The following is a 23,803-nucleotide window of genomic DNA, read 5'->3' as shown; positions in this document are numbered from 1 at the left end:
GGGCTTACATCCATCATGGAATTCACCCATGTAAAACTCGAAATCTTTATACCGGAAGAAAATGTTCAAGCGCTTCTGGATGTTATCAGTGCAGCCGGTGCGGGGAGGATCGGTAATTACGACCACTGTGCATCGGTCACGCCGGTGCTCGGCTACTGGCGCCCTTTGGAAGGCGCCCATCCATACGATGGGGAGATCGGAAAGATCAGCGAGGGGCACGAGTGCAAGGTAGAAGTAAACTGCCCGGCTGCAATCATTTCGAATGTCATTCGGGAGATCCGTCAGGTTCATCCGTATGAAGAACCCTTGATCAATATCGTTCCTCTACTTAATGAGCCTTCATAAATCCGATTCATGGCATACAGAAAAGAAAACCTGCTTTTTCCATCTCTTTTGATTTTGGCTATTGAATCTGACCTCCAAATGTGCTATTAAGCATCGTTCGCAAAACTCAAATCAGAGGAGCAGATTCACAATATGAATAATAACAGGGCCAGCATCACCGCCATCATGTGCGGCTATACCAGAGCGTATCATGCCACCCATGATTCCCCCAGGATATTCGATGATTTTATTGCAGCACAATTATATGCACCTGAAGAGATTGGCTTTTTCGATCACGCCATGGCCGGCCTTCTGAATGTTTTTGATCCAGAGACTGCGGCAACTATTTCCGATGAAACAGAAGCACTGCGTCTGGTGATGCAGGTGCATAACAGTTCGATCATCCTTGGCCGGGCGCGGTTCACAGAAGACTGTCTGGAAGGATATATTTCCAAAGGGCTAACACAGTATGTCATCCTGGGGGCTGGAATGGATACGTTCTCTCTGCGCCGGCCGGAACTTACCGGGCAGTTGGAAATTTTCGAGGTGGACCACCCGGCCACTCAGGCGAATAAACGGGAACGCCTGTTGAAAATATCTCCGGAGTTGCCATCTAATCTCCACCTGGTGCCGGTCAATTTTGAAAAGGATGACCTGAAAACGGCACTTTTGCAGGCTGGCTTTGATTCTTCACGGCCGGCTTTTTTCAGCTGGCTGGGTGTAACCTATTACCTGGAGCGTCAGGCAATTGAGAACACCCTTCAGACAATTGCCTCACTCTCTTCTCCGGGCAGCGCACTGGTATTTGATTATTCCCATGAAGATGTCTTCAAACCAGAAAAGGGTAACAGACGGACCAAAGCCACGCAGGAGATCACCCGTCAGTCGGGGGAACCTTTAAAAACAGGATTCGACCCGGCTAAACTGGAAGTTCTATTACATCAATTTGGTTTCCAGACCAGAGAAAACCTCCCGCCGGAAGAAATTGAGAAACGGTATTTCTCTCATCGTGACGACCTGTATCATGCCTTTGAAAATTCGTATTTCATTCATGCCGTGGCCGAATAAACCTGCCATCTCATTTTCTGCCGGAAATCTGAATATAAGATATCCGGCAGTTTTAACTCAATTTACTGCTTGACTCTATGGTAACAGGAGGGTGTATAGTGGTGATCAGATGGGAGACGCCATGAAGCTGAAGATAGGTGAATTCGCCCGGCTGGGGCAGGTGACGGTACAGACTTTACGGTATTATGCCGAACTTGGCCTGTTAAAACCCGGGGAGATTGATCCATTCACCGGCTACCGGTATTACCGGCTCGATCAGCTTTCCACCCTGCACCGCATTCTGGCATTGAAGGATATGGGCATCTCGCTGGAACAGATCAAACGGATGTTGAACGATAAGATCTCTGCAGAAGAAATGCGCCGAATATTGCTGCTCAAACAGGATGAAATCCGGTCGCAGGTACAGAACAATCTTGACCAGTTAGAACGGATTGACCTGCGGTTGAAAATGTTGGAACAGGATACCCGGCCTTCCAGTTACGAAATTCAAATCAAGCATGTCGATCCCATTACAGTAGCCTCTGTAAGCGGGACGGTGCCCAACTACCATGATGTGAATCCGCTTTGGAATGAATTGTATGAAGCATTGCATCGCGAATCGTTGCAGCCAATACCGCCTTATTTGACCCTGTGCCACTCTGCTGAACCGGAGATTCAGCTGGAAGTTTGTGCCCCATTGGCTAATCAGGACTTGATTTTAACAAATTCACTGGTGCATACCCTGCCGGAAATAAAAACAATGGCGTTTACCATCCACCGCGGTCCATTTTCTGGTTTGATCAACGGTTTCACTGCCCTCTGGCAGTGGATCAGCGACAACGGTTTTCAAATTGCCGGGCCGGATCGTGAAATCTATTTGCGCTTACCGGCGGAAGATAAATTCGACATTGACCCCGATGCCCTGACGGAATTGCAGATTCCGGTCATCTGTATGCCCAGATAAGTTAAATTTCGGAGACTTATCAAATGCCGTATTACATTGATGATAAAAAAATCACCCTCCATGATTTATTAAAACGGTTGCAGTCCTCTGATCTGGTCCCCAGCAGAGCACCCTTACTCGACAACGTGGAAGAAAAACTGACTGCATTAGGGAAATCGGGCATATCTTCATTGGCTGATCTCCGAGCCGAATTGAAGACAGAGAAATTGATGCGCGACCTGGCCACCCGAACCGGTTTAGAGGTGGATTACCTCATCCTGCTCCGGCGGGAAGTGGAAAGCTACTTCCCCAAACCAATACCTCTGACCGATTTCAACTGGCTTCCATCAGAAGTTCCATCCATTCTTCAATCGAAGGGCATCAAGAATGCTGCCAGTTTTTTTGAGAAGGTTACAAATCCTGAAACAAAAACAGAATTGATCGAAGCAGGAATTGACCCTGCCAGTTTGAACGAACTTCTAAAATATACCGACTTGACCCGCGTACAATGGGTCAGCCCGATCACCGCCCGCATACTGATGCTGGCCGGATACGGCAGTGCGGTTGAACTGGCTGCCGCCAATCCGGAAGAATTATGTGAACGATTCGCCCGTGTAAATAATGAACATCAATACTTCCAGGGAAAAGTTGGACTGCGTGATATGAAACGGCTGGTTTATGCCGCCAGCTTTGTTTCATAGAGTTATTTTGACCGGGTAGAACCCTAAAACAGGAAAAATCAGCGGCCGCTGTTTTCAACATTCAATATAAAAGGAAGGTAAATCATGGCACAAACAGATTGTGTTCTCTCACCTATTGGCTACATCCGGGCTGGAGACAGCGGATTTGTACTTGAGGTTAAGCCGGAGTTCCGCAAAGCGTTGCTCGGGATGGATGGATTCAGTCACATCAATATTCTCTGGTGGAGCCATTACCTGGACAATCCGGAATCAAGGGCTGTGCTGACCTGTGAAAAGCCCTATAAAAAAGCACCCGAGCAATTGGGAATCTTCGCCACGCGTTCCCCTCAACGTCCCAATCCGGTTTGCCTGACAGTTTCCCAGGTACTTTACGTTGATGAAACCAATGGCCGTATTGGTCTGGCATATACCGATGCGGAAGATGGCAGCCCGGTTCTGGATATCAAACCGTATGTACCCTGTTCTGATCGGGTCAAGACTGTCTCAACCCCTGCCTGGAGTTCCCATTGGCCGGCGTGGTATGAAGATTCTGCCACATTTGACTGGCCGGGTGAATTTGTAAACGCCCGATAATCTGTTTTACTTTTCCCCAATCCCCCTGTAGCGCTTTCAGGGGGATATTTCTATAAAAAATCAATACGCCGTTTTTCTGCGGTATTTCCAGAAAAACAGTCCGAGCATGCCGATGATCAAACCTGCCAGTAAACCTTTGCCCGAGGAATCCACTATTGTGTCAAGACCATAATGGAAATGCCAGCGCCACAGGGAACCGTCCTCCAGGAGAGCGGCATAGTAATATTCCGTTGTCCATTCAAATTGCGACTCACAGGCGCAATCCATCCGTTGGGCGGATAAGGTATCAAACAGGGTGCTTCCGATCTGTGAACAGGTTGGTCCATATCGTGTCTTTCTGGATTCAACACGGTTCCATACAGACGGTCAGGTTCCGTAACAATCATATTGATCCCCGGATGCCGTTTCCACGGTGATACTGTGCGTTTCCGCTCCATACGAACCAATTTCAATGATCCAGGAAGCTGGTTGCGGAGTTGGGGGAAGCTGCTGCCATCGGGTTCTGTCCGGATTCTGTCCCAACGTCGCCATCAGATACCCCAACAGGCAGCCTGCCAGAGCACAGCCGATAACGAAAAGAAATCCTGGAAACCTGTGATCTACCCCGGTAGAGAGCACAAGTACATAATCAACCAATCAATCACCCCATTGAAGTTCAACGCAGTTAGTTGTAGAATATATTTGCTATATAAAGCATGCGGATGACCCGTTGTTGGGGGAGAGAGGAAGAGAAATATGCGCTGGACTGACAAAATCAACGGGGATTCTCTATCATGGCTGGTGAATTCCCCCATTCCAGAAGTCCGCAATATGGCGCTGGGTGACCTGCTGGACAGGCCAAAGGATGACCCTGAACGCAAGTCAGCCCGGAAAGAGGCTTGCACAACGGGAACCATCGCCCTGGTTCTCTCCAAAATGGTGGGAGACGGTTACTGGCAGAAAGCCGGTCCCGGATACGGCCCCAAGTACCGCTCGACAGTCTGGTCGGTGACTTTGTTGGGACAATTGGGGGCAGATATCGATGACGATCCACGCATTGGGCAGGCCTGCCAGTACGTCTTGAACAACACCATGGCTTGCAACGGACAAATGTCATACAACGGTAAACCCTCAGGCACAATTGATTGCCTGCAGGGCAACCTGTGCTGGGCGTTAAAACAGATGGGCTGCACGGATCCCCGCCTTGATCTGGCCTATGATTGGATCGCCCGAACCGTCACCGGTGAAGGCCTGGCCCCAATGACAGAAAAGAAAGCCGAAATGCGGTATTACGCTTATAAATGCGGCCCCAATTTTGCCTGCGGGGCGAACAACAAGCTCCCCTGTGCATGGGGCGCCGTCAAAATTATGATGGCCGCTGCCCAGATCCCGGCAAGTGAGCGGACTCCATTACTGCAGCAGGCCATCCAGCAGGGTGTTGACTTCTTCTTCAGCATCGACCCGGTAACCGCTGACTATCCGCGGGCGACGGAAGGCAAACCCAACAGGGATTGGTGGGATTTCGGCTTCCCCGTATTCTACATCACCGATCTCTTGCAGGTGGCTGAAGCGTTAACCGCCCTGGGTTACGGATCAGATCCCCGCATGAAATCTTTGATTGAATTCATCCTCTCCAAACAGGATGAACAGGGCAGATGGAACCTGGAATACAACTACGGCAGCAAGACCTGGGGTAATTTCGGCCGGATGAATAAACCGAACGAGTGGGTTACGCTGAGGGCATTGCGCGTGATCAGGCAGTTCGGTTAATTATTCGCTTTGCGATTGGTTCATCTATTGACAATATAGAACATATATATTATTATAATTATATAATACATATGTTCTGTTTTCATTTTTATCAAGGAGAGCGTAATGGAAAAATCGACTTTCAGTCACATTGTCGCATGGGTTGACGTTAAGAACCTCGGGTTCTACAAAGACCTGTTCACTTTTCTGGGATGGGCTGTGCTCTATGACGATCCGAACATGCTGGGTGTTGGCGATGAAAATGGCGGCAGCCTGTGGTTCGGTGCTCCATTGAAAGACCATGCCAATGATTATGATGGAGTGGGTGTCAACCATATTGGCATCGGTGTTAAGAAACAGGCTGATGTTGATGAAGCCGTGGATTATCTCAAAAAACGCGGCATTCCGGCCCTGTTTGAAACACCCCGTCACCGCCCTGAATTCAGCGGTCCGGGTTCCACCTACTACCAGGTAATGTTTGAAACCCCTGACCGGTTATTGATGGAAGTAGTTTATACCGGTCCCAAAGAGGGATAGAAAAGAAAAGACCCGGAAGGCGTTCTGATAAATATCAGGACGCCTCTTTTCATTTTAACAACACACCTGATTCCAGGTGCTGCTTTACAGATTGATTTCATTTAAGGCCAATTTTTTCAATGGCACCTCTTCGGTCTCTATCGGAAGACTGCATTTACACCTTTTAAGAGGTACAAGGAACTTTTTAAGTGATATTTTTCTCCCCCATTCTTCTTGTTTCGGAAAAATGGGGGAGATGAAAGAGGGGGTGGTTTTTGATTTATTTGAAGGCAAAACCAGACCATCAGGCATACAGATCAATGATGCCGAAAAATCCTCCGGCATATTCATCTTCAGCCAGATTCAGGAGTGCCTGCAATGTTGAATCATCCTCCAGTGTATCAGCACTGGAAAGTTGTTGCAGAAGATCCCGATTTGTGAAGGATTTTCTTGTCTGAAGTTCTGGTTGGTTGTAAACAATGATAGCCGTGGAGGAATCAGAAGGCAAAACTACCGTCCCGCCTCTATCAGGTTTGACGCCGGCAGCCAACCGTTGTGTTACTCCCAGCGCTGTAACAGAGGGACTGTAAGAATTTACCCTTGTAATAGCCCGAATCTCCACCTAAACCCCGCCTGTGATTCTGGTTTCTTTATTGATTATACCAACCAAATCACCTGAAAGAACTCCACTATTCCATTAAATTTACACGATTCGTGCCACAAAGAACAGTGTTTTTAGAAAATGAAACACCCTTTGGCGGAAGGGTGTTCATTTCTCCTGATCAGGAGAGGTAATGTGAAGCAATCCTCGCCGAAGGGTTCGAGGATCATTGGGTTGTTTATTTCAAATCAGGCAGATAAATTGATCAAACCACTCAGGCTGGTCGTCTGATCAGTCTGTGTTCCCTGGCTTGAATAGGTCTGCGCATTGTTCTGGTTATTGGCTTTTTCCGGATGTCTGAGCAGATAGATTGCCCTTTCACTTGGAGATACAATACCATCTTTATTCAAATCCATGGGGTCATAGGTTGTTGAACTTTCAGAGGAAGAACTGCTTCCAGAGGCAGAACTGGTTTTAGCCGCTCCACCTCCTCCACCAGTTTTGTTGCCTGAAGACACACGTTGAGTCAAAGCCTGCGCTGTTGCAGAAATTCCGCTTGAAGATATTGAACTGATTGCCTGCATTCCCATGATTACCTCTTTGCTCATCGATTCACAATAACAGTTTCGGGATTTTTGATTAATTCTGCAACTGCAAAGTTCGCTTTGTGGACAATCTCCATAATTCTCCATAATTCCATGACGATTTATAACACTCCATGATTCAGCAGTTTGAATATATTTCTCATTCTTCATAATTTCTTCACATAACCCGGCTACTATTTCCAATAACAGGAACTCAAAACCTAAAAAATTTGGAAAGTGAAGGAAAAAATGAAGAAAATACTTATTGGTGCTGCCACCGGGATTGTGTTATTCGTCCTTTTCGGAGCCGTTGGATACTGGTTTGCCAATTCACAATTTAATAATAGCCGGTTCAATGGATTTGGAATGATGGGCAGCCGCGGCTGGATGATGGGCGGACGCGGTTATTCGTATGATGGCGGTCTCCTGGATGACAAAATGACGGCCGCAATGGCAGAAAAATTGAATATGTCTGCCAATGATCTGGAATCCCGCCTGAATAAAGGTGAATCCATGTACCAGATCGCGGTTTCAAAAGGGATCACGGCAGAAAATTTCACAACAATGATGAACGATGTCCGCACCCAGGTCATTGATCAGGCGGTAAAAGATGGAACGATTACCCAGGACCAGGCCGATTGGATGAAACAGCGCGGCTTTGGCATGGGAAGAAGATCCTCATTCCAGGGTAACCGGTATGATTGTCCCTGCCTGGATCAAGCGGATACCGATTGATCCATCACAGTCATACAGGAGGCGGAGTGAGCAGGAACACTCCGCCTTTTTTTTATTTTACGTGCTATGGAGAGCCGCATCTCCCTTATAATGGGTAAATCTGTCATCTTCGAGGGATAATACTATGCAAACATACCGCCTGGCACTTATCGGATTTGGAAATGTGGGACAGGGTTTTGCCCAGATTCTGCGTGATTATGGTACGCAATATGAGAAAGAATTCGGGGCAAATTTCGTCATCACAGCCGTCAGCGACATGCAAAAAGGAAGTCTGTATGATCCTGACGGATTGAAACCGGCCGTCCTGCTGGATGCCATTGCCAAAACTGGTTCATTGGAATCCGTTCCCGCTCCATTCAAAGGCTGGGATGCCTTGAAGACCATAAATGAATCAAATGCCAGCGTGGTAGCCGAGTTGAGTTTTACCGATCTGAAAACCGGCGAACCAGCCATCACCCACCTGAAGGCAGCATTGCAATCCGGCAAGCATGTCATCACCACCAACAAGGGGCCGGTCGCGTTGGCCTATCAGGAATTACACCATCTGGCGGATAAACGCGGAGTGACCATCGGGGTGGAAGGTTCCGTGATGAGCGGTACGCCGTCTCTACGAATGGGGACGGAATTATTGAGTGGAGCCGGTGTGACCTGTATTCAGGGAATCGTCAATGGAACAACGAATTACATTCTCTCTCAGATGGACGCGGGTGCTGCTTACGCGGACGCGCTGGCAGAAGCCCAGGCCAAAGGATATGCCGAGGCTGACCCCACCGGTGATGTCGAAGGGTTCGATGCCGCCGGCAAGGTGGTCATTCTGGCCAACCTGCTGATGGGCGCCAATATCCGCATGACAGACGTGGAACGTGAAGGTATTACAAAGTTGACTGTGGATGACATCCAACAGGCTCATGCCAGGAATGAACGCTGGAAATTGATCGGCCGGGTTGAGAAAACAGCATCCGGCATCAAGGCCAGCGTCAAACCGCAGTGCCTGCCCGAGACTCATCCTCTGGCACAGGTTGGCGGGGCGACCAATGCCATCACCTTTACCACTGAATTGTTGGGAGATGTCACATTAATTGGGCCTGGCGCCGGGCGACTGCCAACCGGATATGCCCTGGTGGAAGACCTGCTGGCGCTGCACCGCCACCTGAGCGATTAGTTATTTCTAGAAATAATCTGGATTAATATCGACCTGATCGATATAAACAGTTGATTTTGCCATGATCCTGACAGTAAAACTGATTCTTTCTCCCCTGATCATTGCCGTGATATCACTGGCCGGGAGGAGATGGGGTTCCACTGTCAGCGGTTGGTTCCTTGGATTTCCATTAACCTCTGCCCCTATAACTCTGGTTATGGCCTTGCAGCATGGGACAGATTTTGCCGCTGCCTCGGCGGCTGGAAACCTTGGCGGGCAGGCTTCTGTATGTGTTTTTTGTCTGGTCTATAGCTATGCCGCCTTGCAATTTAACTGGATGGTCAGTGCAGCCTTCGGGATTACGGCGTTTTTCGCATCAATCATTATCTTGAACCAGTTCAATCTGACACTGCTACCGGCTTTTTTTTCTGATTCTAGCAACCATCGCCATTGTTTTCTGGCTTCTTCCCCGTTCAGGTGGAGAATTCAAGAATACTGTTCTTCCTCAATGGGATCTCCCATTGAGGATGCTGCTGGCGACGGCGTTTGTATTCGGGATTACCAGCTTTGCCGCTGTTCTTGGACCACAGCTCAGTGGACTGATTGCCCCATTCCCGGTATTCGGGTTGATCATGTCTATCTTCATCCATAAACAAAACGGCTCTGCGGCAGCTCTCAAACATTTCCGCAGCTATGTGACCTCTTCCGCCGGGTACGCCTGTTTTTATCTCATTCTAGGTATGGCACTTCCATCCCTTGGGATAGGCATCACCTTCCTGCTGGCCACACTGGCCATTTTCGGATTGAACGGATTGACGTTATTTTTCCTGCAAAGAAATTGATAAGGATTTCAAGCCCAACTCCTTGCATTTCATGGTTTTTATGACGAAATTCCTAATGATTTTTCAAAAAAACCATCCAGATGTCACCTTTGATAATATCAGACACTGATTTAGAATGAATTCAATCTCTTTTGATTGGATATTAAATGAAACATAAAATAGCCCTGATTACAGATAGCACCTGCGACATTCCTCGGGAATGGATTACTCAGTATGACATTTGCGTTGTTCCACTGACCATTGTGATGAAAGGTGAAACCTTCACCGATGGAGTGGATATTACTCCCATTGAATTTTATGAACGGCTGGCGGCTGAAAACCTTCGTCCCACCACATCACAACCTGCCCCGAAGTTGTTTCTTGATGCATACAAAAAAGCAGCAGAAGACGGTTACGAACAGGTTCTGGTTATCACCATCAGCAGCGCCATGAGCGGAACCATCGAATCTGCTCGCCGGGCAGCGGAAGAATCTCCTATTCCTGTGAAGATTATGGATGGCAAGTCCAACTCCATGGGAATTGGCTGGCAGGTAATTGCTGCTGCCCGCGCCCGCGAAGCAGGCGGCGGCCTGACAGAGATGTTGGCGGCGGCCGAACAGGCACGAAGTCACATGCAATATTACATTTCACTCGATACTATCGAATATCTGGCCCGCGGTGGGAGGATAGCCGATGCCGCTCGATTCCTGAATTCGATCCTGCACATCAAACCAATGATTTACGTCAAGCATGAAACCGGAACTGTTGGCGCCGCCATTCCGTCACGCTCCCGCAAGGCGGCAATCGAAGACCTGTATAAAGAGTTCTTCCGCCATATTGATACATCACTTCCTCTGCATATCACGGTATTGCATAACAACGCCCTGCCGGAAGCAAAAGAGCTGATGGAACGGGTGATTCGGGATTTTTCTCCCAAAGAGATTTTCATTTCGATTGTGTCACCGGTGCTGGGCGTGCATACCGGTCCGCGTGCCATTGCTCTGTGTGGGTACGCCGGATAAGAGGTATTCAAGAAACCGATGCCCTCGACAGACTCGGGCACTGAACCAACCTACTGGCTGAGTTTATCGAAAACTAACCAAATTCTATGCAAAAGCATTTGGTTGTGAATTCACCCCACCTGAACGGGACCTGAAAGATGATGGCCTGGAAAAAAGGGGACAGCCGTTCCACAGGCTGCCATCCAGGGCACCCACCTGAGGTCGCCTGGCTGCGGAGATCAGGGTCCAACAATTGAGATTTTCACCTACAACCATTTCAGTGAAGAAAGCATTAAAGCTGTCAATCGCCCCGGCTTCAGCCACATAGTATTCCGGGTAGACGATGTCACCGAAGCGGTAAAGGTGGTTCAATCACTCACTGGGCGGCTCGCTCGTTGGTGAGGTTGTTTCCACTCCGGTGGGAACCGATAAATCCATCACCTGGCGTTATATGACAAATCCCGAGGGGAACATTGCTAAATTGCAAACAGCCATCCGCTGAACATCTACATTTAGCCATGAGAGAAGAATCTGATTGAATCGGGTTTTTCTTTTTAATCGGGACGCTGTTGGAAATGCTTTCAGGCATACAGTATGATTATTCATATAGAGGATAATTATTATGACTATTGATCAGGCTTTTAACGCTTCTACTCCCACCTACGATGATTGGATGCAGCGTGCCCTTCTCGGGTATACCGATCTCTTTGGAACAGCCGTCCGGGTGATCCCTTTTGGAAAAGAACAACCCATCCGGGTGCTGGATCTGGGTGCCGGAACAGGTTCCTTCGCAGCCCATGTGTATGCTTTATACCCCAATGCTCAATTTGTGTTGATGGATGTAGCCGACAAAATGCTGGATGCCGCCCGCGATCGATTCAAGGATCAGGGCGGTCGATTCCAATTTGAAATCGCGGATTATCGTTACCTTCAGGGAGAAGAACAATACGATCTGGTGGTTTCCAGCCTCTCCATCCATCATCTGACAGATGAAGAAAAAAGCCATCTCTTTCAATCCATTTATGGCATTCTCAAACCTGCCGGGGCATTCATCAATATTGATCAGATCCGCGGAGAAACACCAGCCTTGCGTCAACTCTACTGGAATCGCTGGTTGAGCCATGTGCATTCCTCTGGGGCTACAGAAGAACAGATCAACGCCAGTATCGAACGCCGCACCCGATATGACCAAGATGCTCTTCTATCAGACCAGCTCACCTGGCTCAGGCAGGCGGGTTTTGACTGTGCGGATATTGTGTATAAGAATTTCTTCCTGGGTGTTTTTCTCGCAATAAAAGGAGATGTGTCAAAATTCACATCAACATCTGAATTATTTGTCCCTGTAAGCCGGAAGGAGTAAAAACCATGAAGGCTGTGGGATATTACAAATCCTTGCCAATCAATAAACCTGATTCACTGGTAGATATGGAAGTCCCCGAACCGCAGTCATCCGGGAACGACCTGCTGGTTCAGGTTAAAGCCATATCTGTCAATCCGGTGGATACCAAACTTCGTAAGCGTATCACGCCTCCCGAAAGTCAGTCCAATGTACCGGGCTTCGATGCCCCTGAAGTCGTGGTCAAAACTGGTTCGCAGGCCAGCCTGTTCAAACCAGGCGATCCAGTCTGCCTGGCTGGTCAATCTAACTGGCCGGGCAGCAATGCAGAATTCCAACTGGTGGATGAACGCATAGCCGGCCGGAAGCCAGATTCTCTCACGCATTCACAGGCAGCCGCTCTTCCATTGACCGCAGCGACTGCATATGAATTGTTGTTTGACCGCATAGACATTCTCCGCGATTCGAGATGAACATCAAATCGGCCATGGATACATTACCACCCGGATATATACAGACGGCTGAATTCAATCTGCGGGAAAATGCCAAACTGGTACTGTGGCTCAACATTATTGGCTTTGTGCTGTTTGTTTTTGCTGCCCTATCGGTACCTGTCTATATCCGGTATATACGTCCACAAAGTGCAGCCGGTATGTTTTCATTCACCATAAACAACCTCGGCGAAGCGGGAATGATTATTCTTGTTTTGCTTGTTGATTTGATTATCCTGGTCATTCTGCATGAGGGAACCCACGGTCTGTGCTTCTGGCTGTTGACCGGGAAACGTCCAGTCTACAATATCGGTCCTGGCTATGCTTATGCCGCAGCACCAAATGTGTTCCTTAAAAAATTTCCGTATATAGTGACGGCTGTCAGTCCACTTGTGGTTCTCACTGTAGTCGGCATGGTGCTTCTACCTATCATTCCAGATAAATTGGTGTTCCATACGGCTCTCATTATGGTGATGAATATCGCCGGTGCTGTCGGTGACCTGTGGATTGTGGGGATGTTGATAACACGAAGAGAACCGTTGTATATTCGAGACAGCGGTGACAAAGTGGAATTCTTCCAGATCCCATACAAACCTTCCTGAAAATGTACAGATAGTGGAAAACAAGTGACAAGGAAGCATAAATGGATCAGACTGTTGAACATGAAAGTATGGATTTGTCTGTCACAGCCGACTTCATTCAACATTTAAAAGACCATGACGATTCCAGTTTTTCACTTCTCTATGATAGTTACGGCGAGAAAATCTACAATCTGGCCTATCGAATGACGGGCGATATTGAAGATGCCACTGATATCACCCAGGAGACTTTTTTTCAGGTTTTCCGTCATATTGAAACATTTCGCGAGGAAAGCCATCTGTTCACATGGATATTCACTATTGCCCGGAATGAGTGTTTAAAGTTATTGGCAGGCAGGCAGAGAACGTCATTCTCCTCGTTTGAAGAAATGATCCAATCTGCCAGGCAGGTAAAATCCCCGGATGGATTGAGTGAAACGGATAGGCAATATCTTATAGATCAAATTAAAGAAGGTTGTCTGACCGGCTTAATCCGTTGTCTTTCTATCGACCAACGAACAGCATTTATTCTCTCTGTACTTCTCAAGATTGAAATCGAAGATGTAGCGGCAATTATGAACAGATCAGAGGGGGCTGTTCGGGTATTGGTTCACAGAGCAAGAACAAATATCAAGATGTTTCTCTGCAAGAATTGTTCTCAATATAATCCGGCCAATCATTGCCATTGTGAAGATTTGATTGGTTTTTCTTTGAAAAAGGATTGGATTTCCATAAAAGATAATTCCGAAACACAAAATTCTCCACCGAATACCCGTCAATTGGAGAAAGAAATTTCTGAATTTGCATTAACGATGGATTATTATTCAAGGCTTTCACTAAAAACTGCCCCAAAAAATTCCCAACAGATAGTTACAGAAATTATGAAAAGTAAAGATTGGATGATCTTTCACAAAAATGGGGTGTAACAAAATCAAGTTTTTCTCTCTAAATCTATAAAGTAATCTAAACCTGCTTCAGAAAGGAGAGAAAAATGTTGTTTTTCGTTAAAGTACGATTGGATGTCACCAAGATGGCCGAGTTGGGTCAAAAACTTCAGGCTGGTGCCCTGCCAACCCATCCGCTCAGCACATATTGTCTGAAGGACGATCCGTCGGTTGGCCTCAATATATGGGAGGCGAAAGACAGGGCTGAATTCGATAAAGCCTTCGCCCCCCATCGAGAATACTATTCGGAGATTCTCGAAATTTCACCGATCATTCTGCCTCAAGAATCGATGCAGTTGTTGATGAAACAGACATTCTGAGTTGAACAAAGAACTTCCCGCAAAAGAAAAACGGGGAGTTCTTTCAATCACCCTGTGAACTTATAATTCAACACTCTCCCCTGGTGACAACACTTTGACCAGCGTACTGGTCTGAGCTTCTACTTCACGCGCCCAGGCAGCTACATCCTGGCGGATGGGGGGGAACGTATTGTAATGAATGGGTATGACCACAGCCGGCTGCAACAACCTCACAGCGCGCAGGGCATCAGCCGGACCCATAGTGAAATTATCGCCTATGGGCAGGGCGGCCAGGTCAATGCCTTCTTCCCCGATCAACCGCATATCGCCAAAAAGACCGGTATCACCGGCAAAATACGCTTTCTTTCCATTTTCTTTGAAGGTCAACAAAAAACCTGCCGGATTCCCGCCATTGGAGCCATCCGGAAGAGCAGATCCATGCAAAGCATTGGTCAATTTTAAGTAACCAAATGGGTGTGTAAAACCACCTCCTATATGCTGCCCGTGGACGTTAAACCCTTTTGATTCAAACCAGTCGCATATTTCGGAATTACTGATGATCAAGGCGCCTGTCCGCTTGGCAATGGCAGCGGCATCCCCCAGATGGTCTCCATGCCCATGTGTAATCAGAATATAATCTGCCTCCACTTTATCAGCCGAGATACTGGCAAGGGGATTGCGAGATAAGAAAGGGTCCACCAGAATGGAAAATTCGCCGGTTTTAATAGAAAAGGCGGCATGTCCCAGAAAAGTAATGGATGTACTCATCAGTCTTCTCCTCAACAGTTTATTCAATGAATGAACATGATACTCTTTAACGTAAATTGCGTATATAGATACAGCCTGGTTTCCTGTTTTGTTGTCACTGCATATCGGCTTGTATATAATGTAACAAGGAAATAGAAGAAGGGTGAAATGAATTATTTACTCGATCCAAATGTTTCATATTTAATACTGGTTGCCGGGTTTGTTCTGACTGTTCTGGCCTTGTTCGCACCCGGAACCGGACTTCTCGAAATTGGCGCCGTTCTGGCAATTGTCATTGCTGGTTACTCGATGGCTAACCTGCCCATTAATTGGTGGGCTGTGGTTATTCTTCTGGTAGGCGTTTTCCCATTCTTAATCGCGTTACGTAAGTCAAGAAACCGATTATTTCTGGTCATCAGTATTCTTGCCCTGATAGTCGGTTCAGTGTTCATGTTCCGTCTTGAATCTGGACAACCGGCTGTAAATCCGGTGTTGGCCAGTATTGTTTCGATCCTGGTCACAGGTCTCATGTGGATCATCGCCACTCGCGGAATGGATGCCATGAAGATGAAACCCTATAACCGAACCGGTAAACTGGTCGGCATGGTAGGCAAAACACGCTCAGACGTGCATCTGACGGGAACTGTGTATGTTCAAAATGAAGAGTGGAGCGCCCGCTCGCAAACACTCATTCCAGCGGGGACAATGGTGAAAGTGCTCAAACAGGATGGATTTACCCTGGAAGTTGAACCCTGGTCAGAAAACACCAATGATCCTGACCTGTTGCATGAATAAAGAAAACTTGAATAAACTTTGCTTGTAAATTGTAAATAAGGAGACAGCTATGGATGCTTCAATCACCCCTGTATTATGCCTGATCGGTTTTGTTGTTGTACTGGCAATATTCTTCCTCGCCTCTGCCATTAAGGTAGTCCCAGAATATCAACGGCTTGTCGTTTTTCGGCTTGGCCGCTGTATTGGCGATAAAGGTCCGGGGCTTGTCCTGTTGATTCCAGTAATTGACCGCCCTGTTCGGGTTGATCTTCGTGAACAGGTTCGGGAAATTCCCCACCAATCCTCCATTACCAAGGATAACGCCCCCATTTCCATTGACTTCCTGTGGTACTACAAACTGGTTAATCCCACAGAAAGTGTTTTACAGGTGGGCAATTTTGAGCTCGCGGCCCAGGGTCTGGCAACAACCACATTACGGTCAGTCATTGGCGGCATCCTGCTTGATGATGTTCTCTCACAACGTGAGCACATCAACACCCTGCTGCGCACCCGGTTGGATGAAGTGACAGAACGCTGGGGCGTCAAGGTGACCAATGTGGAAATCCGTGAGATTATCCCGCCGCGGGATGTTCAGGATTCTATGAACCGCCAGTTAACGGCTGAACGTACCCGCCGTGCTATTGTTACAGAATCAGAAGGTACGCGAGAAGCCGCCATTAATGTGGCAACAGGCGAAAAACAGGCTGCCATTCTGCGGGCTGAAGGTGAAAAACAAGCCGCCATTCTTAAAGCAGAGGGTGAATTACAGGCTCAGCAATTAAAGGCTGAAGGGTACGCCGGAGCCCTGTCGAAAATCGATGCTATTGCCAACAAGATCGATCAGCACACCGTTACACTGCAATACTTCGACACCCTCAAGACGATGTCTGCCAATCCGGCAACCAAGTACATCTTCCCGATGGAATTTACCAACCTGCTTTCCGACTTTGTTAAAGGAGTTGGCAACAAAGCGTGATGTATTCTCTTGCACCGGCCAGGCTGTTTGATTTGAGCGCCCTGAAAAAATTGGAAGATGTGGTGTTCAAGGAAGATGCCTGGCCAGTGCTGGATATTTTAACGATCCTGATAATTCCAGGGGGAATTAACCTTAAAGCACAGGATGATAAATCCATCATCGGGTTTATTTCGGTCGAACAGAACTTGTTTGAACCGGTAGCCTGGGTCAGCACTGTGGGGGTGGCGCCAGAATATCGTCGGCAGGGTGTGGGAAAATCGTTGATGATGGCTGTTGAAAAGCTCGTCAGGCGGCCGGTCATCTGTCTGTGCGTGCGTAAATCTAATGAAGGCGCCATTCATCTCTATGAAGAGCTGGGATACCAGAAAAAAGAAACCCGTCCGCAGTATTATGCAGACGGGGAAGATGCTTATGTAATGACTAAGAAACTGGATAAGATTTAAAAATTATCCCTAAGGTTTGGAAGTGTTTTCTTCCTTACTTACCATTCTCATCATTCCTGTCATTATCTTCTTCGGGCATAGGTACGAATTTTTCGACCCGTTCTAACAGGGTTTTTAAGTCAAACGGTTTGGTTAAGAAGTCATTGGCACCCAGTATGATGGCTGCCTGAACCACCTCTCCCACACTGGCCGTGGTCATCATGATCACCGGAATTGTTGCCAATTCTGGTTCTGCCCGCAGATCTTTTAAGAATGATAGCCCGTTTTGTTCGGGCAGCATGTAATCGAGAATGATCAGGTCGGTTGTCTGTTGAAAAAGCTCTTTGAGTCCGTCATGAGTATTCTCGGCAACAACAACATCGTATCCTTTAGAATGAAGGGTTAAACGAACCAGCCGGGCGATGGTCGGATCATCATCAATGACCAGGACTCGAGGAATGCGCATACGAACCTTCCGTTAAGTTGACACCTGTTTTTTCAACAGTGTAAATCCAGGTCGGATTTCGCCGATTTCCAACTTACGCCAGTTATATAACTTTCGAGTGTAAAAATCGGATAAGCGAGACAAATCATCATTGGAAACCAATCCAAGCTGACGTAATATTTCAAGACCGACCAGGTCACGAGCCCGGTTGTCTGCATCCCCATCTGAGATTTTTATGGCAATTCCCAGGCCGGGTTTTCCGTCCTGTGCAGGAACACCAAACACCTGGTACCCTTCGGCTCCAGCTTTTGTGAGGATAGTGCCATGTTTTTCTGTCATAAAGAGGGTATCAAACCGGCCAGGACCAGCCACCATAAATGGGGCACCCGTCATACCGGCGAATATTTTGTTACAGGCTTTGGCGCGATCGGGTTTCAGGCTTCGCGGATCGCTCAATCGGGCTAATCCCAGCGCGGCATTGAACAGTGGTACGGCAAAGTTAGGAGCAGAACATCCATCAATGCCTAATTCAACTTGATCCTCTGGAATACCACACATCTCAGAGAAAGCCTGGAGGATGGATTGTTGCACAGGTGATTTCATATCGAGGTAGGTAGAAATATCCAATCCACGCAACCGGGCATGAGCCAGCATGCCGGTATGTTTCCCCGAACAGTTATGACGATTTTGTGTTGGAGTTTCTCCCCGGCGAATCAGGGTATCGGCCGTGTCTTTACTGAGAGGCGGATGTGTTCCACATTGAAGGTCAGATTCGGAAATGCCAATTCTGGCCTGGAGGGTTTCCAAGGCGGATTTATGTTCATCCGTTCCGGAATGGGATGCGCAGATCAATCCAATTTCAGCAGGCGAAAAATTGAATTTTTCGTCACCACCCATTTCGATAAATGGCAGGGCTTGAAATGGTTTAGCCGCTGAACGTAAAAAGGAAACAGCGTATGGATCACCATACGATGCGATTAATTTTCCTTCACTGTTGACAACCGCCGCTGCACCATAATGGATAGATTCAACAATGCGTCCGCGAGTAAGTTCAACAACCGGTTGATACCATTCGCTCTTTGGTGTTCCCGTCATCATTACTCCTCAGTTTCTGCCCGCGTCGGGAAATAACAATGGGCATAATACTGGAAGAGACCCCACTTCAACCGATCGGTATACTGACTTTTCAATTCCGTCGGCATAGAAAATTCACCAATCAATCCTGAAACAAGACCCGCCGTTTCTTCAGGAGGAACAGATTTTTCACCCAGAGAGATAATTTTTTCTTCCACGCCTTTCAACCATTTAACCAGGGCTGGTATCTTTTCAAAGGAAGTAACCCCTCCCCGGCCGCTCACGAGTTTATAACCAGAAAAACGACCCGAAGCCAGAATCTCAAGGGAGTTTATCCAGGCGGGGATATCGGCATTCGCCAGAAATGGCGGTTGGTCCACCGGCAGGGCATCACCCACAAACAGCACTTTTGCCTCAGGGATTTCCACCCAGCATGATCCAGCCATTGGTCCGGCATGATGTTCAACGGTCAATGTTACGCTGTCAGGGTAAAGCGAGATGGAATGGTCAAAGGTAATATCCGGCGGAATCCAGCGGATGGTTCCCAGATTGTTGCTTTGTTCCCAGGCAGCACCGGTTCCCAGATGCTGGTTTTTAAATGTTAATGGCCGGCTGCGAAATGCCGTTGCCGTGGCTTCATGTGTAATAAGTGTGGCTTCCATAGCTCTTGATCCCAATGTGCGATCATAATGGGCATCAAGGTTGATGAGAACACGTTCTCCTCCAGCCGCCAGATTGACCAGCGATGCCCTCCAGGAGCGGATATCATCGTTTCTGAAAGGTGAATCAATTAATATTTGTCCCTGCGAAAATGGAATGGCGGCGACAGTTACACCAATAAATCCAGTCTCGATAAAGACATTGTGTGCAATTTCTTCCATTGGTACTCCAATACCTGTTAGAGTGTCTCTTTTGCAAGAGGTAAAGTCATCACAAACCGGCTGCCATGACCCTGTGTACTTTCAACCCAAATTTTCCCGCCGTGAGCTTCAACAGCCAACCGGCAGAATGCAAGTCCAAGACCCAGGCCTTTCGGTGCATTTTCTGTTTGCAGCCGCACATATTTTTCAAAAATCGTTTTGGCACTTTCCGGAGGAATTCCAGGACCGCTATCTCTTACCCACAATTCGGCTTTATCGCCTTGGAGAACACATCCCAGTTGCAGAGCTCCCCCATTGGGCGTAAATTTATTGGCATTTTCTGTCAGGTTGATGATCACTCGGCGGATCATATCCACATCGACATACAAGAATATGGGGTCTTTTGGCAAGACCAGCGAGGTAGTCTGTTGCTTTGTATCAATATTTGGTTTTACAACTTCCAGGGCTTCTTGTAGAAGTGAACGGGCTTCTGTGATTTTCGGTTTAAGGATGGATTGTCCGGCTTCCAGACGGCTGATATCCAGCAAGGCACTGATCAACCGCTGCATTCGTTCCGCAGAACGATAAGCAATCTGGATCAGGCCTGTATTGGGTGAATTGGGATCCTGCTGGGAAGCCATCATGATATCCAGGCTGGAAATTACGTTAGCCAGTGGAGAGCGAAGATCATGGTAGATCATGGCAGACAGGTCGTCGCGTAGTCTATCAAGCTCTTTCCTTTCGCTGATATCACGGAAAAGCCATTGCATCATATCAATATCATCAATATTCTCCCGGCGGATGTGGACAATTACCGGTAACTGTCCACCGCTGCGGAGAACCATTTTTGACTCAAATGAAATCGCCATCCCTGTTGAAAGGTGCGATTGTTCTTCTTGAATAATGGACCGGTCACGAGTTTGCAGGTCAAAAATAGATCTTCCGATAAGTTCAACTGGCTGGTATCCGGTCACACCGCTGGCCTGCCGGTTGGCTTCCAGGATTTCACCTTCCATATCGGTGATGAAGATGGGGTCAATGCTGTCATCAAACAACTCTCGATAGCGGCGATTGGCTGCCTGCAATGATTCAAATAGACGGGAGTTTCCAATGGCCGATCCGCATAGATCTGCCACACCCTGCAGCAGGTTAAATTCTTCGTTTGAGAAATAATTTGGCTGCGGGTGGACGATGGTCAAAATACCCACAAGTGATTCCCGTTGCATTAAGGGCAGGCAAACGGCAGATTTTGGGCCCGATTTCTCTGGAGAGTCATCCTGCCGTTGTAGCCAGCGGGCATCTTTGCTGGTATCGGGAATTAAAACAGCTTTACCTTCTTTTAAGACCCAACCAGCCAGACCGCTTTCTACTGTAGCCCACAGCTGCTCTTTCTTGTGGACGATGATTTTTCCATTCACCATTATGGCAGCATCGATAGGTTTCTTTCGGTCATCCAGAACGATCAAACTGGCACGTTCCAACCCGATGCTGCCGGTTGATAACACCAGCACGCGTTCAAGAACAGTGTGCAAATCCAACGCAGCCGTTAATTCGCGGCTAATATCCAGCAATAAGTTGACGGGTGTCTTGGCGGAAGCCTGAGGATTGTCCATAATTTTTCTTAATGACGAATTCCCAATAGTGCATGTTGACTTGTGGACTCAAGAGTATAGCACATGCAAGATTTATTCCATTTGGAAAAGCGTCATCTCCACCGTATTAAGATGTGAAGCCATACCTTCCAGATCTGTTTTTGCCTGTTCGGGGTCCCCGGTCAAGTCTTGTATGGATGTTTTGATCAAGGATTCTAAATCATCGGCAGTGGCTTTATCTTTTTTCTCTATGAAGGGACGTAATTGATCAAATAGCGTCTTGATGCCGGCCATAGTTTCACGGGCTTCAAAACCATCTTTTTGTTCCAATTGAAGCCGGGCAATTGAAACCTGCTCTTTTATCCGGAGAAGAAAAATGTACTGGTTGGCACTTTCCAGTTGAGCAGCGGATTTTAGATAACGGATTTCCATTTCCTGCTGACGGAGGCGGGTGTTTGTCAGATCAGATTTGATCTGGTTCGAAGCAGAATCATCATTTAATAAACCAGCCGTAACAGCCAATTGATCTTGAACTGGTTTCACCATGAAAAAATAACTCACCAACACCCCCAATAAAAGACCAAAAACAAGAGAAATCACCATGTTCGCCCATGGAAATCCCTTTTTCTGTGGGGATTCCACAACTTCATGGCAGGCGGCAGAGCCAGTCGGTTCCACCGGCGTAACGACGGATGACTTATCCGGCTGTGCTTCAGGCATGGTTTCCGTTTTTTTTTCTTTTCCAGAATCTGTCAGATTTTCCTGCCCTGTATTACTTTGTTCTGCAGGAGCTGTTTTCTTTTTTGGCATGGATTATCCTTGCGATTATTTTCTAGAAACAAATACCCGAGATGAACATAGAACTGGTACGGACAAATAATACTCAGGGAAGAAAACTAATTATATTTTATATCTATCGTATAATCGCTTGCATGTCAGTCGAACCTGATGAGATTCAATCAGCCAACCGCCAGATCGCCCGTGCCGCCGGAACCGTGATGGCGGCTTTTATTCTCAGCAATCTTATCGGGCTGATCCGTGGAATTTTGATCTTGCGCGGGTTTGGAACCGGCGCTGAGATGGAAGCATTTAATACCGCCAATCGCCTGGCAGAGACACTCTTCAATCTGGTGGCTGGAGGGGCACTGGCATCTGCTTTCGTTCCCACCTTTACAGGATTCCTGGCGAAAAAAGAAACCGCACATGCCTGGCATCTGGCATCTGCCATTGCCAACCTGGTACTGATCATTTTGACGATTGTCAGCGCGCTTTCGGCCGTATTTGCACCGCAAATAGTTCAATACCTGCTTGCGCCCGGTTTTGTGGACGAACCTGCGAAATTTAATCTTACCGTTCAATTACTGCGGGTGATACTACCTTCGGTGGTGATCTTCGGATTAAGCGGTTTGATGATGGGAATCTTGAATGCCAATCAGGTTTTTCTTTACCCGGCACTGGCACCATCCATGTATTCCATTGGTATTATTTTCGGTGTACTGGTTCTATCTCCAGGCATGGGGATTTTTGGCCTCGCATGGGGAACGGTATTGGGTGCTGCCCTGCATTTACTGGTTCAGGTTCCTTCTCTAATCCGGTTGAAAGCAACCTATAAACCTATCCTCGGGTTGGAGGATCCTGCTGTTCGTGAGGTGGGGAAGTTGATGCTCCCCCGGCTGGTGGGCGCCGGCATCGTGCAATTAAACTTCTGGGTAAATACCAATCTGGCTTCCCGTCAACCGGAAGGCAGTTTGACGGCTATTACAACAGCCTTCACTCTGATGATGATGCCCCAGGCGTTGATCGCTCAGGCAATTGCCATTGCATCACTCCCCACCTTTTCAGCCCAGGTGGCGCTGGGAAGGTTAGACGAAATGCGTTCTTCGCTGGCATCTACCCTGCGGGCAGTTTTGTTGTTATCCATGCCATCATCCATTGGCCTGATCCTGCTGCGTGAACCAATCATCCGGTTGTTATATCAGGGCGGGCGGTTTGGCGATCGGTCTACCGAGCTGGTTGCCTGGGCTTTGCTCTGGTATGCTGCCGGATTGGTAGGTCATTGCGTGGTGGAAATTATCAGTCGGGCTTTCTATGCTTTACATGATACAAAAACACCGGTCATTGTCGGTGTTTTCGCCATGTCATTAAATATAGGCTTCAGTCTGCTTTTTACCACAATGTTCCAGCATGCCGGTCTGATGCCCCACGGCGGGCTGGCCCTGGCCAATTCACTGGCAACCGGTATTGAAATGGCCATTTTGCTGGTTATTATGCGCAAACGGTTGAATGGACTGCAGGGTTTATTCATTCTCGATGCTGTCTGGAAAGGTGCCGCCGCCTGTGCCGCTATGACCATCATCCTGGTTATCTGGCTCGGATGGAGTGCCTCAAAATCCGTCTGGCTGGTGACGCTTGTTGGACTGCTTCTGGGTGTAGGGATATATGGTGTAATTTTGATAATCTTAAAGACGAAGGAAGTTGGTATCGTTTGGAAAGCAATTACACGCCGCCTCTTGCATCGGGCAGCCTGAATTTTTTATAATTATTAATGTC

The 23,803-nt window shown here is 47.6% G+C and carries 31 protein-coding genes; 21 read left to right on the top strand and 10 right to left on the bottom strand.

Annotated elements, in window-relative coordinates; all coding sequences use genetic code 11:
- Window positions 1-15 precede the first annotated feature (15 nt).
- The 5 genes from LTAR_RS07890 (at window position 16) to LTAR_RS07870 (ending at window position 3,588) form a co-directional block, all read left to right on the top strand.
- Window positions 16-345, top strand: coding sequence for a YqfO family protein (locus LTAR_RS07890; protein ID WP_062421657.1), 330 nt, complete (start codon window positions 16-18; stop codon window positions 343-345).
- A 132-nt stretch (window positions 346-477) separates the two neighbouring features.
- A complete protein-coding gene (locus LTAR_RS07885; protein ID WP_062421656.1) occupies window positions 478-1,392 on the top strand; it encodes a class I SAM-dependent methyltransferase in 915 nt (304 codons plus the stop codon).
- Window positions 1,393-1,513: 121 nt separating this feature from the next.
- Window positions 1,514-2,335 (top strand): MerR family transcriptional regulator, encoded by an 822-nt coding sequence (locus LTAR_RS07880; RefSeq protein WP_158423408.1) that lies wholly within the window; start codon window positions 1,514-1,516, stop codon window positions 2,333-2,335.
- 23 nt (window positions 2,336-2,358) lie between these two features.
- Window positions 2,359-3,015, top strand: a complete 657-nt coding sequence (locus tag LTAR_RS07875) for a DUF4332 domain-containing protein (RefSeq protein WP_062421654.1) — start codon at window positions 2,359-2,361, stop codon at window positions 3,013-3,015.
- 84 nt (window positions 3,016-3,099) lie between these two features.
- Window positions 3,100-3,588 carry an SAM-dependent methyltransferase gene (locus LTAR_RS07870; protein ID WP_081419885.1) on the top strand — a complete coding sequence of 163 codons (489 nt, stop codon included), beginning with the start codon at window positions 3,100-3,102 and terminating at the stop codon, window positions 3,586-3,588.
- 366 nt (window positions 3,589-3,954) lie between these two features.
- Here the strand turns inward: LTAR_RS07870 and LTAR_RS07860 are convergent, their stop codons facing one another.
- Complete coding sequence (locus tag LTAR_RS07860; protein ID WP_062421652.1) at window positions 3,955-4,224, bottom strand: hypothetical protein; 270 nt, start codon at window positions 4,222-4,224, stop codon at window positions 3,955-3,957.
- 99 nt (window positions 4,225-4,323) lie between these two features.
- Here LTAR_RS07860 and LTAR_RS07855 point away from each other — a divergent pair, with 99 nt between their 5' ends.
- Window positions 4,324-5,337, top strand: a complete 1,014-nt coding sequence (locus LTAR_RS07855) for a hypothetical protein (RefSeq protein WP_062421651.1) — start codon at window positions 4,324-4,326, stop codon at window positions 5,335-5,337.
- A 105-nt stretch (window positions 5,338-5,442) separates the two neighbouring features.
- Window positions 5,443-5,853 (top strand): VOC family protein, encoded by a 411-nt coding sequence (locus LTAR_RS07850; RefSeq protein ID WP_062421650.1) that lies wholly within the window; start codon window positions 5,443-5,445, stop codon window positions 5,851-5,853.
- 283 nt (window positions 5,854-6,136) lie between these two features.
- On the opposite strand, the gene LTAR_RS07840 is transcribed toward LTAR_RS07850, so the two are convergent.
- A complete protein-coding gene (locus LTAR_RS07840) occupies window positions 6,137-6,454 on the bottom strand; it encodes a hypothetical protein (protein ID WP_062531874.1) in 318 nt (105 codons plus the stop codon).
- Window positions 6,455-6,681: 227 nt separating this feature from the next.
- Window positions 6,682-7,041 carry a hypothetical protein gene (locus LTAR_RS07835; protein WP_062531873.1) on the bottom strand — a complete coding sequence of 120 codons (360 nt, stop codon included), beginning with the start codon at window positions 7,039-7,041 and terminating at the stop codon, window positions 6,682-6,684.
- A 225-nt stretch (window positions 7,042-7,266) separates the two neighbouring features.
- On the opposite strand from LTAR_RS07835, the gene LTAR_RS07830 reads away from it, so the two are divergent.
- The 5 genes from LTAR_RS07830 to LTAR_RS07810 all read left to right on the top strand — a co-directional run bounded on the left by LTAR_RS07830 (window position 7,267) and on the right by LTAR_RS07810 (window position 10,736).
- Window positions 7,267-7,752 (top strand): hypothetical protein, encoded by a 486-nt coding sequence (locus LTAR_RS07830; protein ID WP_062421646.1) that lies wholly within the window; start codon window positions 7,267-7,269, stop codon window positions 7,750-7,752.
- Between the two features lie 124 nt (window positions 7,753-7,876).
- The gene (locus tag LTAR_RS07825) at window positions 7,877-8,914 is read left to right on the top strand and encodes a homoserine dehydrogenase (RefSeq protein ID WP_062421645.1); all 1,038 of its coding nucleotides are present in this window, start codon (window positions 7,877-7,879) and stop codon (window positions 8,912-8,914) included.
- 61 nt (window positions 8,915-8,975) lie between these two features.
- Entirely contained in the window at window positions 8,976-9,545 is a 570-nt protein-coding gene (locus LTAR_RS07820; protein ID WP_062421644.1) for a hypothetical protein, read from the top strand.
- Entirely contained in the window at window positions 9,526-9,735 is a 210-nt protein-coding gene (locus tag LTAR_RS07815; protein WP_062421643.1) for a hypothetical protein, read from the top strand. The genes LTAR_RS07820 and LTAR_RS07815 overlap by 20 nt, the downstream gene beginning before the upstream one ends.
- A 146-nt stretch (window positions 9,736-9,881) precedes the next feature.
- Window positions 9,882-10,736 carry a DegV family protein gene (locus LTAR_RS07810; RefSeq protein WP_062421642.1) on the top strand — a complete coding sequence of 285 codons (855 nt, stop codon included), beginning with the start codon at window positions 9,882-9,884 and terminating at the stop codon, window positions 10,734-10,736.
- An 84-nt stretch (window positions 10,737-10,820) separates the two neighbouring features.
- On the opposite strand, the gene LTAR_RS07805 is transcribed toward LTAR_RS07810, so the two are convergent.
- Window positions 10,821-11,087: a hypothetical protein gene (locus tag LTAR_RS07805; protein ID WP_062421641.1), complete on the bottom strand. Its 267-nt coding sequence runs from the start codon at window positions 11,085-11,087 to the stop codon at window positions 10,821-10,823.
- Between the two features lie 250 nt (window positions 11,088-11,337).
- Here LTAR_RS07805 and LTAR_RS07800 point away from each other — a divergent pair, with 250 nt between their 5' ends.
- The 5 genes from LTAR_RS07800 to LTAR_RS07780 all read left to right on the top strand — a co-directional run bounded on the left by LTAR_RS07800 (window position 11,338) and on the right by LTAR_RS07780 (window position 14,384).
- Complete coding sequence (locus tag LTAR_RS07800) at window positions 11,338-12,075, top strand: class I SAM-dependent methyltransferase (RefSeq protein ID WP_062421640.1); 738 nt, start codon at window positions 11,338-11,340, stop codon at window positions 12,073-12,075.
- Between the two features lie 5 nt (window positions 12,076-12,080).
- On the top strand, window positions 12,081-12,524 hold the full coding sequence (locus LTAR_RS07795; protein WP_062421639.1) for an alcohol dehydrogenase catalytic domain-containing protein: 444 nt from the start codon (window positions 12,081-12,083) through the stop codon (window positions 12,522-12,524).
- Window positions 12,521-13,144, top strand: coding sequence for a DUF3267 domain-containing protein (locus LTAR_RS07790; RefSeq protein ID WP_062421638.1), 624 nt, complete (start codon window positions 12,521-12,523; stop codon window positions 13,142-13,144). Before LTAR_RS07795 ends, LTAR_RS07790 begins: the two co-directional genes overlap by 4 nt.
- A gap of 41 nt (window positions 13,145-13,185) precedes the next feature.
- On the top strand, window positions 13,186-14,046 hold the full coding sequence (locus LTAR_RS07785; protein ID WP_062421637.1) for an RNA polymerase sigma factor: 861 nt from the start codon (window positions 13,186-13,188) through the stop codon (window positions 14,044-14,046).
- A gap of 65 nt (window positions 14,047-14,111) precedes the next feature.
- Window positions 14,112-14,384, top strand: a complete 273-nt coding sequence (locus LTAR_RS07780; protein ID WP_062421636.1) for a hypothetical protein — start codon at window positions 14,112-14,114, stop codon at window positions 14,382-14,384.
- A gap of 60 nt (window positions 14,385-14,444) precedes the next feature.
- On the opposite strand, the gene LTAR_RS07775 is transcribed toward LTAR_RS07780, so the two are convergent.
- Entirely contained in the window at window positions 14,445-15,131 is a 687-nt protein-coding gene (locus LTAR_RS07775; protein ID WP_062421635.1) for a metal-dependent hydrolase, read from the bottom strand.
- A gap of 147 nt (window positions 15,132-15,278) precedes the next feature.
- Here LTAR_RS07775 and LTAR_RS07770 point away from each other — a divergent pair, with 147 nt between their 5' ends.
- Genes LTAR_RS07770 through LTAR_RS07760 form a run of 3 tightly spaced genes read left to right on the top strand, consistent with a single transcriptional unit; the run spans window position 15,279 to window position 17,303 of the window.
- On the top strand, window positions 15,279-15,905 hold the full coding sequence (locus LTAR_RS07770) for an NfeD family protein (protein ID WP_062421634.1): 627 nt from the start codon (window positions 15,279-15,281) through the stop codon (window positions 15,903-15,905).
- 49 nt (window positions 15,906-15,954) lie between these two features.
- Window positions 15,955-16,860, top strand: a complete 906-nt coding sequence (locus tag LTAR_RS07765; protein WP_062421633.1) for an SPFH domain-containing protein — start codon at window positions 15,955-15,957, stop codon at window positions 16,858-16,860.
- Complete coding sequence (locus LTAR_RS07760) at window positions 16,860-17,303, top strand: GNAT family N-acetyltransferase (RefSeq protein WP_062421632.1); 444 nt, start codon at window positions 16,860-16,862, stop codon at window positions 17,301-17,303. The genes LTAR_RS07765 and LTAR_RS07760 overlap by 1 nt, the downstream gene beginning before the upstream one ends.
- A 34-nt stretch (window positions 17,304-17,337) precedes the next feature.
- Here the strand turns inward: LTAR_RS07760 and LTAR_RS07755 are convergent, their stop codons facing one another.
- The 5 genes from LTAR_RS07755 to LTAR_RS07735 form a co-directional block, all read right to left on the bottom strand.
- Window positions 17,338-17,748: a response regulator gene (locus LTAR_RS07755; protein WP_062421631.1), complete on the bottom strand. Its 411-nt coding sequence runs from the start codon at window positions 17,746-17,748 to the stop codon at window positions 17,338-17,340.
- Between the two features lie 12 nt (window positions 17,749-17,760).
- On the bottom strand, window positions 17,761-18,825 hold the full coding sequence (locus LTAR_RS07750) for an asparaginase (RefSeq protein WP_081419884.1): 1,065 nt from the start codon (window positions 18,823-18,825) through the stop codon (window positions 17,761-17,763).
- On the bottom strand, window positions 18,825-19,682 hold the full coding sequence (locus tag LTAR_RS07745) for an MBL fold metallo-hydrolase (RefSeq protein WP_062421629.1): 858 nt from the start codon (window positions 19,680-19,682) through the stop codon (window positions 18,825-18,827). Before LTAR_RS07745 ends, LTAR_RS07750 begins: the two co-directional genes overlap by 1 nt.
- A 17-nt stretch (window positions 19,683-19,699) precedes the next feature.
- On the bottom strand, window positions 19,700-21,274 hold the full coding sequence (locus LTAR_RS07740) for a GAF domain-containing sensor histidine kinase (RefSeq protein WP_062421628.1): 1,575 nt from the start codon (window positions 21,272-21,274) through the stop codon (window positions 19,700-19,702).
- Window positions 21,275-21,346: 72 nt separating this feature from the next.
- Window positions 21,347-22,063 (bottom strand): hypothetical protein, encoded by a 717-nt coding sequence (locus LTAR_RS07735; RefSeq protein ID WP_062421627.1) that lies wholly within the window; start codon window positions 22,061-22,063, stop codon window positions 21,347-21,349.
- A gap of 122 nt (window positions 22,064-22,185) precedes the next feature.
- On the opposite strand from LTAR_RS07735, the gene murJ reads away from it, so the two are divergent.
- Window positions 22,186-23,781, top strand: a complete 1,596-nt coding sequence (murJ, locus tag LTAR_RS07730; RefSeq protein ID WP_158423407.1) for a murein biosynthesis integral membrane protein MurJ — start codon at window positions 22,186-22,188, stop codon at window positions 23,779-23,781.
- The last annotated feature ends 22 nt before the right edge of the window (window positions 23,782-23,803 follow it).

This window comes from Leptolinea tardivitalis (assembly GCF_001050275.1).
GTDB lineage: Bacteria > Chloroflexota > Anaerolineae > Anaerolineales > Anaerolineaceae > Leptolinea > Leptolinea tardivitalis.
This window is presented reverse-complemented; position numbering and strand designations above follow the sequence as displayed.

Bases quoted from the DNA above. Each gene is read 5' to 3' on its own strand.
- LTAR_RS07890 (WP_062421657.1), top strand. From the start codon at position 16: ATGGAATTCACCCATGTAAAACTCGAAATCTTTATACCGGAAGAAAAT.
- LTAR_RS07885 (WP_062421656.1), top strand. From the start codon at position 478: ATGAATAATAACAGGGCCAGCATCACCGCCATCATGTGCGGCTATACC.
- LTAR_RS07880 (WP_158423408.1), top strand. From the start codon at position 1,514: ATGAAGCTGAAGATAGGTGAATTCGCCCGGCTGGGGCAGGTGACGGTA.
- LTAR_RS07875 (WP_062421654.1), top strand. From the start codon at position 2,359: ATGCCGTATTACATTGATGATAAAAAAATCACCCTCCATGATTTATTA.
- LTAR_RS07870 (WP_081419885.1), top strand. From the start codon at position 3,100: ATGGCACAAACAGATTGTGTTCTCTCACCTATTGGCTACATCCGGGCT.
- LTAR_RS07855 (WP_062421651.1), top strand. From the start codon at position 4,324: ATGCGCTGGACTGACAAAATCAACGGGGATTCTCTATCATGGCTGGTG.
- LTAR_RS07850 (WP_062421650.1), top strand. From the start codon at position 5,443: ATGGAAAAATCGACTTTCAGTCACATTGTCGCATGGGTTGACGTTAAG.
- LTAR_RS07835 (WP_062531873.1), bottom strand. From the start codon at position 7,041: ATGAGCAAAGAGGTAATCATGGGAATGCAGGCAATCAGTTCAATATCT.
- LTAR_RS07830 (WP_062421646.1), top strand. From the start codon at position 7,267: ATGAAGAAAATACTTATTGGTGCTGCCACCGGGATTGTGTTATTCGTC.
- LTAR_RS07825 (WP_062421645.1), top strand. From the start codon at position 7,877: ATGCAAACATACCGCCTGGCACTTATCGGATTTGGAAATGTGGGACAG.
- LTAR_RS07820 (WP_062421644.1), top strand. From the start codon at position 8,976: ATGATCCTGACAGTAAAACTGATTCTTTCTCCCCTGATCATTGCCGTG.
- LTAR_RS07815 (WP_062421643.1), top strand. From the start codon at position 9,526: ATGTCTATCTTCATCCATAAACAAAACGGCTCTGCGGCAGCTCTCAAA.
- LTAR_RS07810 (WP_062421642.1), top strand. From the start codon at position 9,882: ATGAAACATAAAATAGCCCTGATTACAGATAGCACCTGCGACATTCCT.
- LTAR_RS07800 (WP_062421640.1), top strand. From the start codon at position 11,338: ATGACTATTGATCAGGCTTTTAACGCTTCTACTCCCACCTACGATGAT.
- LTAR_RS07795 (WP_062421639.1), top strand. From the start codon at position 12,081: ATGAAGGCTGTGGGATATTACAAATCCTTGCCAATCAATAAACCTGAT.
- LTAR_RS07790 (WP_062421638.1), top strand. From the start codon at position 12,521: ATGAACATCAAATCGGCCATGGATACATTACCACCCGGATATATACAG.
- LTAR_RS07785 (WP_062421637.1), top strand. From the start codon at position 13,186: ATGGATCAGACTGTTGAACATGAAAGTATGGATTTGTCTGTCACAGCC.
- LTAR_RS07780 (WP_062421636.1), top strand. From the start codon at position 14,112: ATGTTGTTTTTCGTTAAAGTACGATTGGATGTCACCAAGATGGCCGAG.
- LTAR_RS07775 (WP_062421635.1), bottom strand. From the start codon at position 15,131: ATGAGTACATCCATTACTTTTCTGGGACATGCCGCCTTTTCTATTAAA.
- LTAR_RS07770 (WP_062421634.1), top strand. From the start codon at position 15,279: ATGAATTATTTACTCGATCCAAATGTTTCATATTTAATACTGGTTGCC.
- LTAR_RS07765 (WP_062421633.1), top strand. From the start codon at position 15,955: ATGGATGCTTCAATCACCCCTGTATTATGCCTGATCGGTTTTGTTGTT.
- LTAR_RS07760 (WP_062421632.1), top strand. From the start codon at position 16,860: ATGTATTCTCTTGCACCGGCCAGGCTGTTTGATTTGAGCGCCCTGAAA.
- LTAR_RS07755 (WP_062421631.1), bottom strand. From the start codon at position 17,748: ATGCGCATTCCTCGAGTCCTGGTCATTGATGATGATCCGACCATCGCC.
- LTAR_RS07750 (WP_081419884.1), bottom strand. From the start codon at position 18,825: ATGATGACGGGAACACCAAAGAGCGAATGGTATCAACCGGTTGTTGAA.
- LTAR_RS07745 (WP_062421629.1), bottom strand. From the start codon at position 19,682: ATGGAAGAAATTGCACACAATGTCTTTATCGAGACTGGATTTATTGGT.
- LTAR_RS07740 (WP_062421628.1), bottom strand. From the start codon at position 21,274: ATGGACAATCCTCAGGCTTCCGCCAAGACACCCGTCAACTTATTGCTG.
- LTAR_RS07735 (WP_062421627.1), bottom strand. From the start codon at position 22,063: ATGCCAAAAAAGAAAACAGCTCCTGCAGAACAAAGTAATACAGGGCAG.
- murJ (WP_158423407.1), top strand. From the start codon at position 22,186: ATGTCAGTCGAACCTGATGAGATTCAATCAGCCAACCGCCAGATCGCC.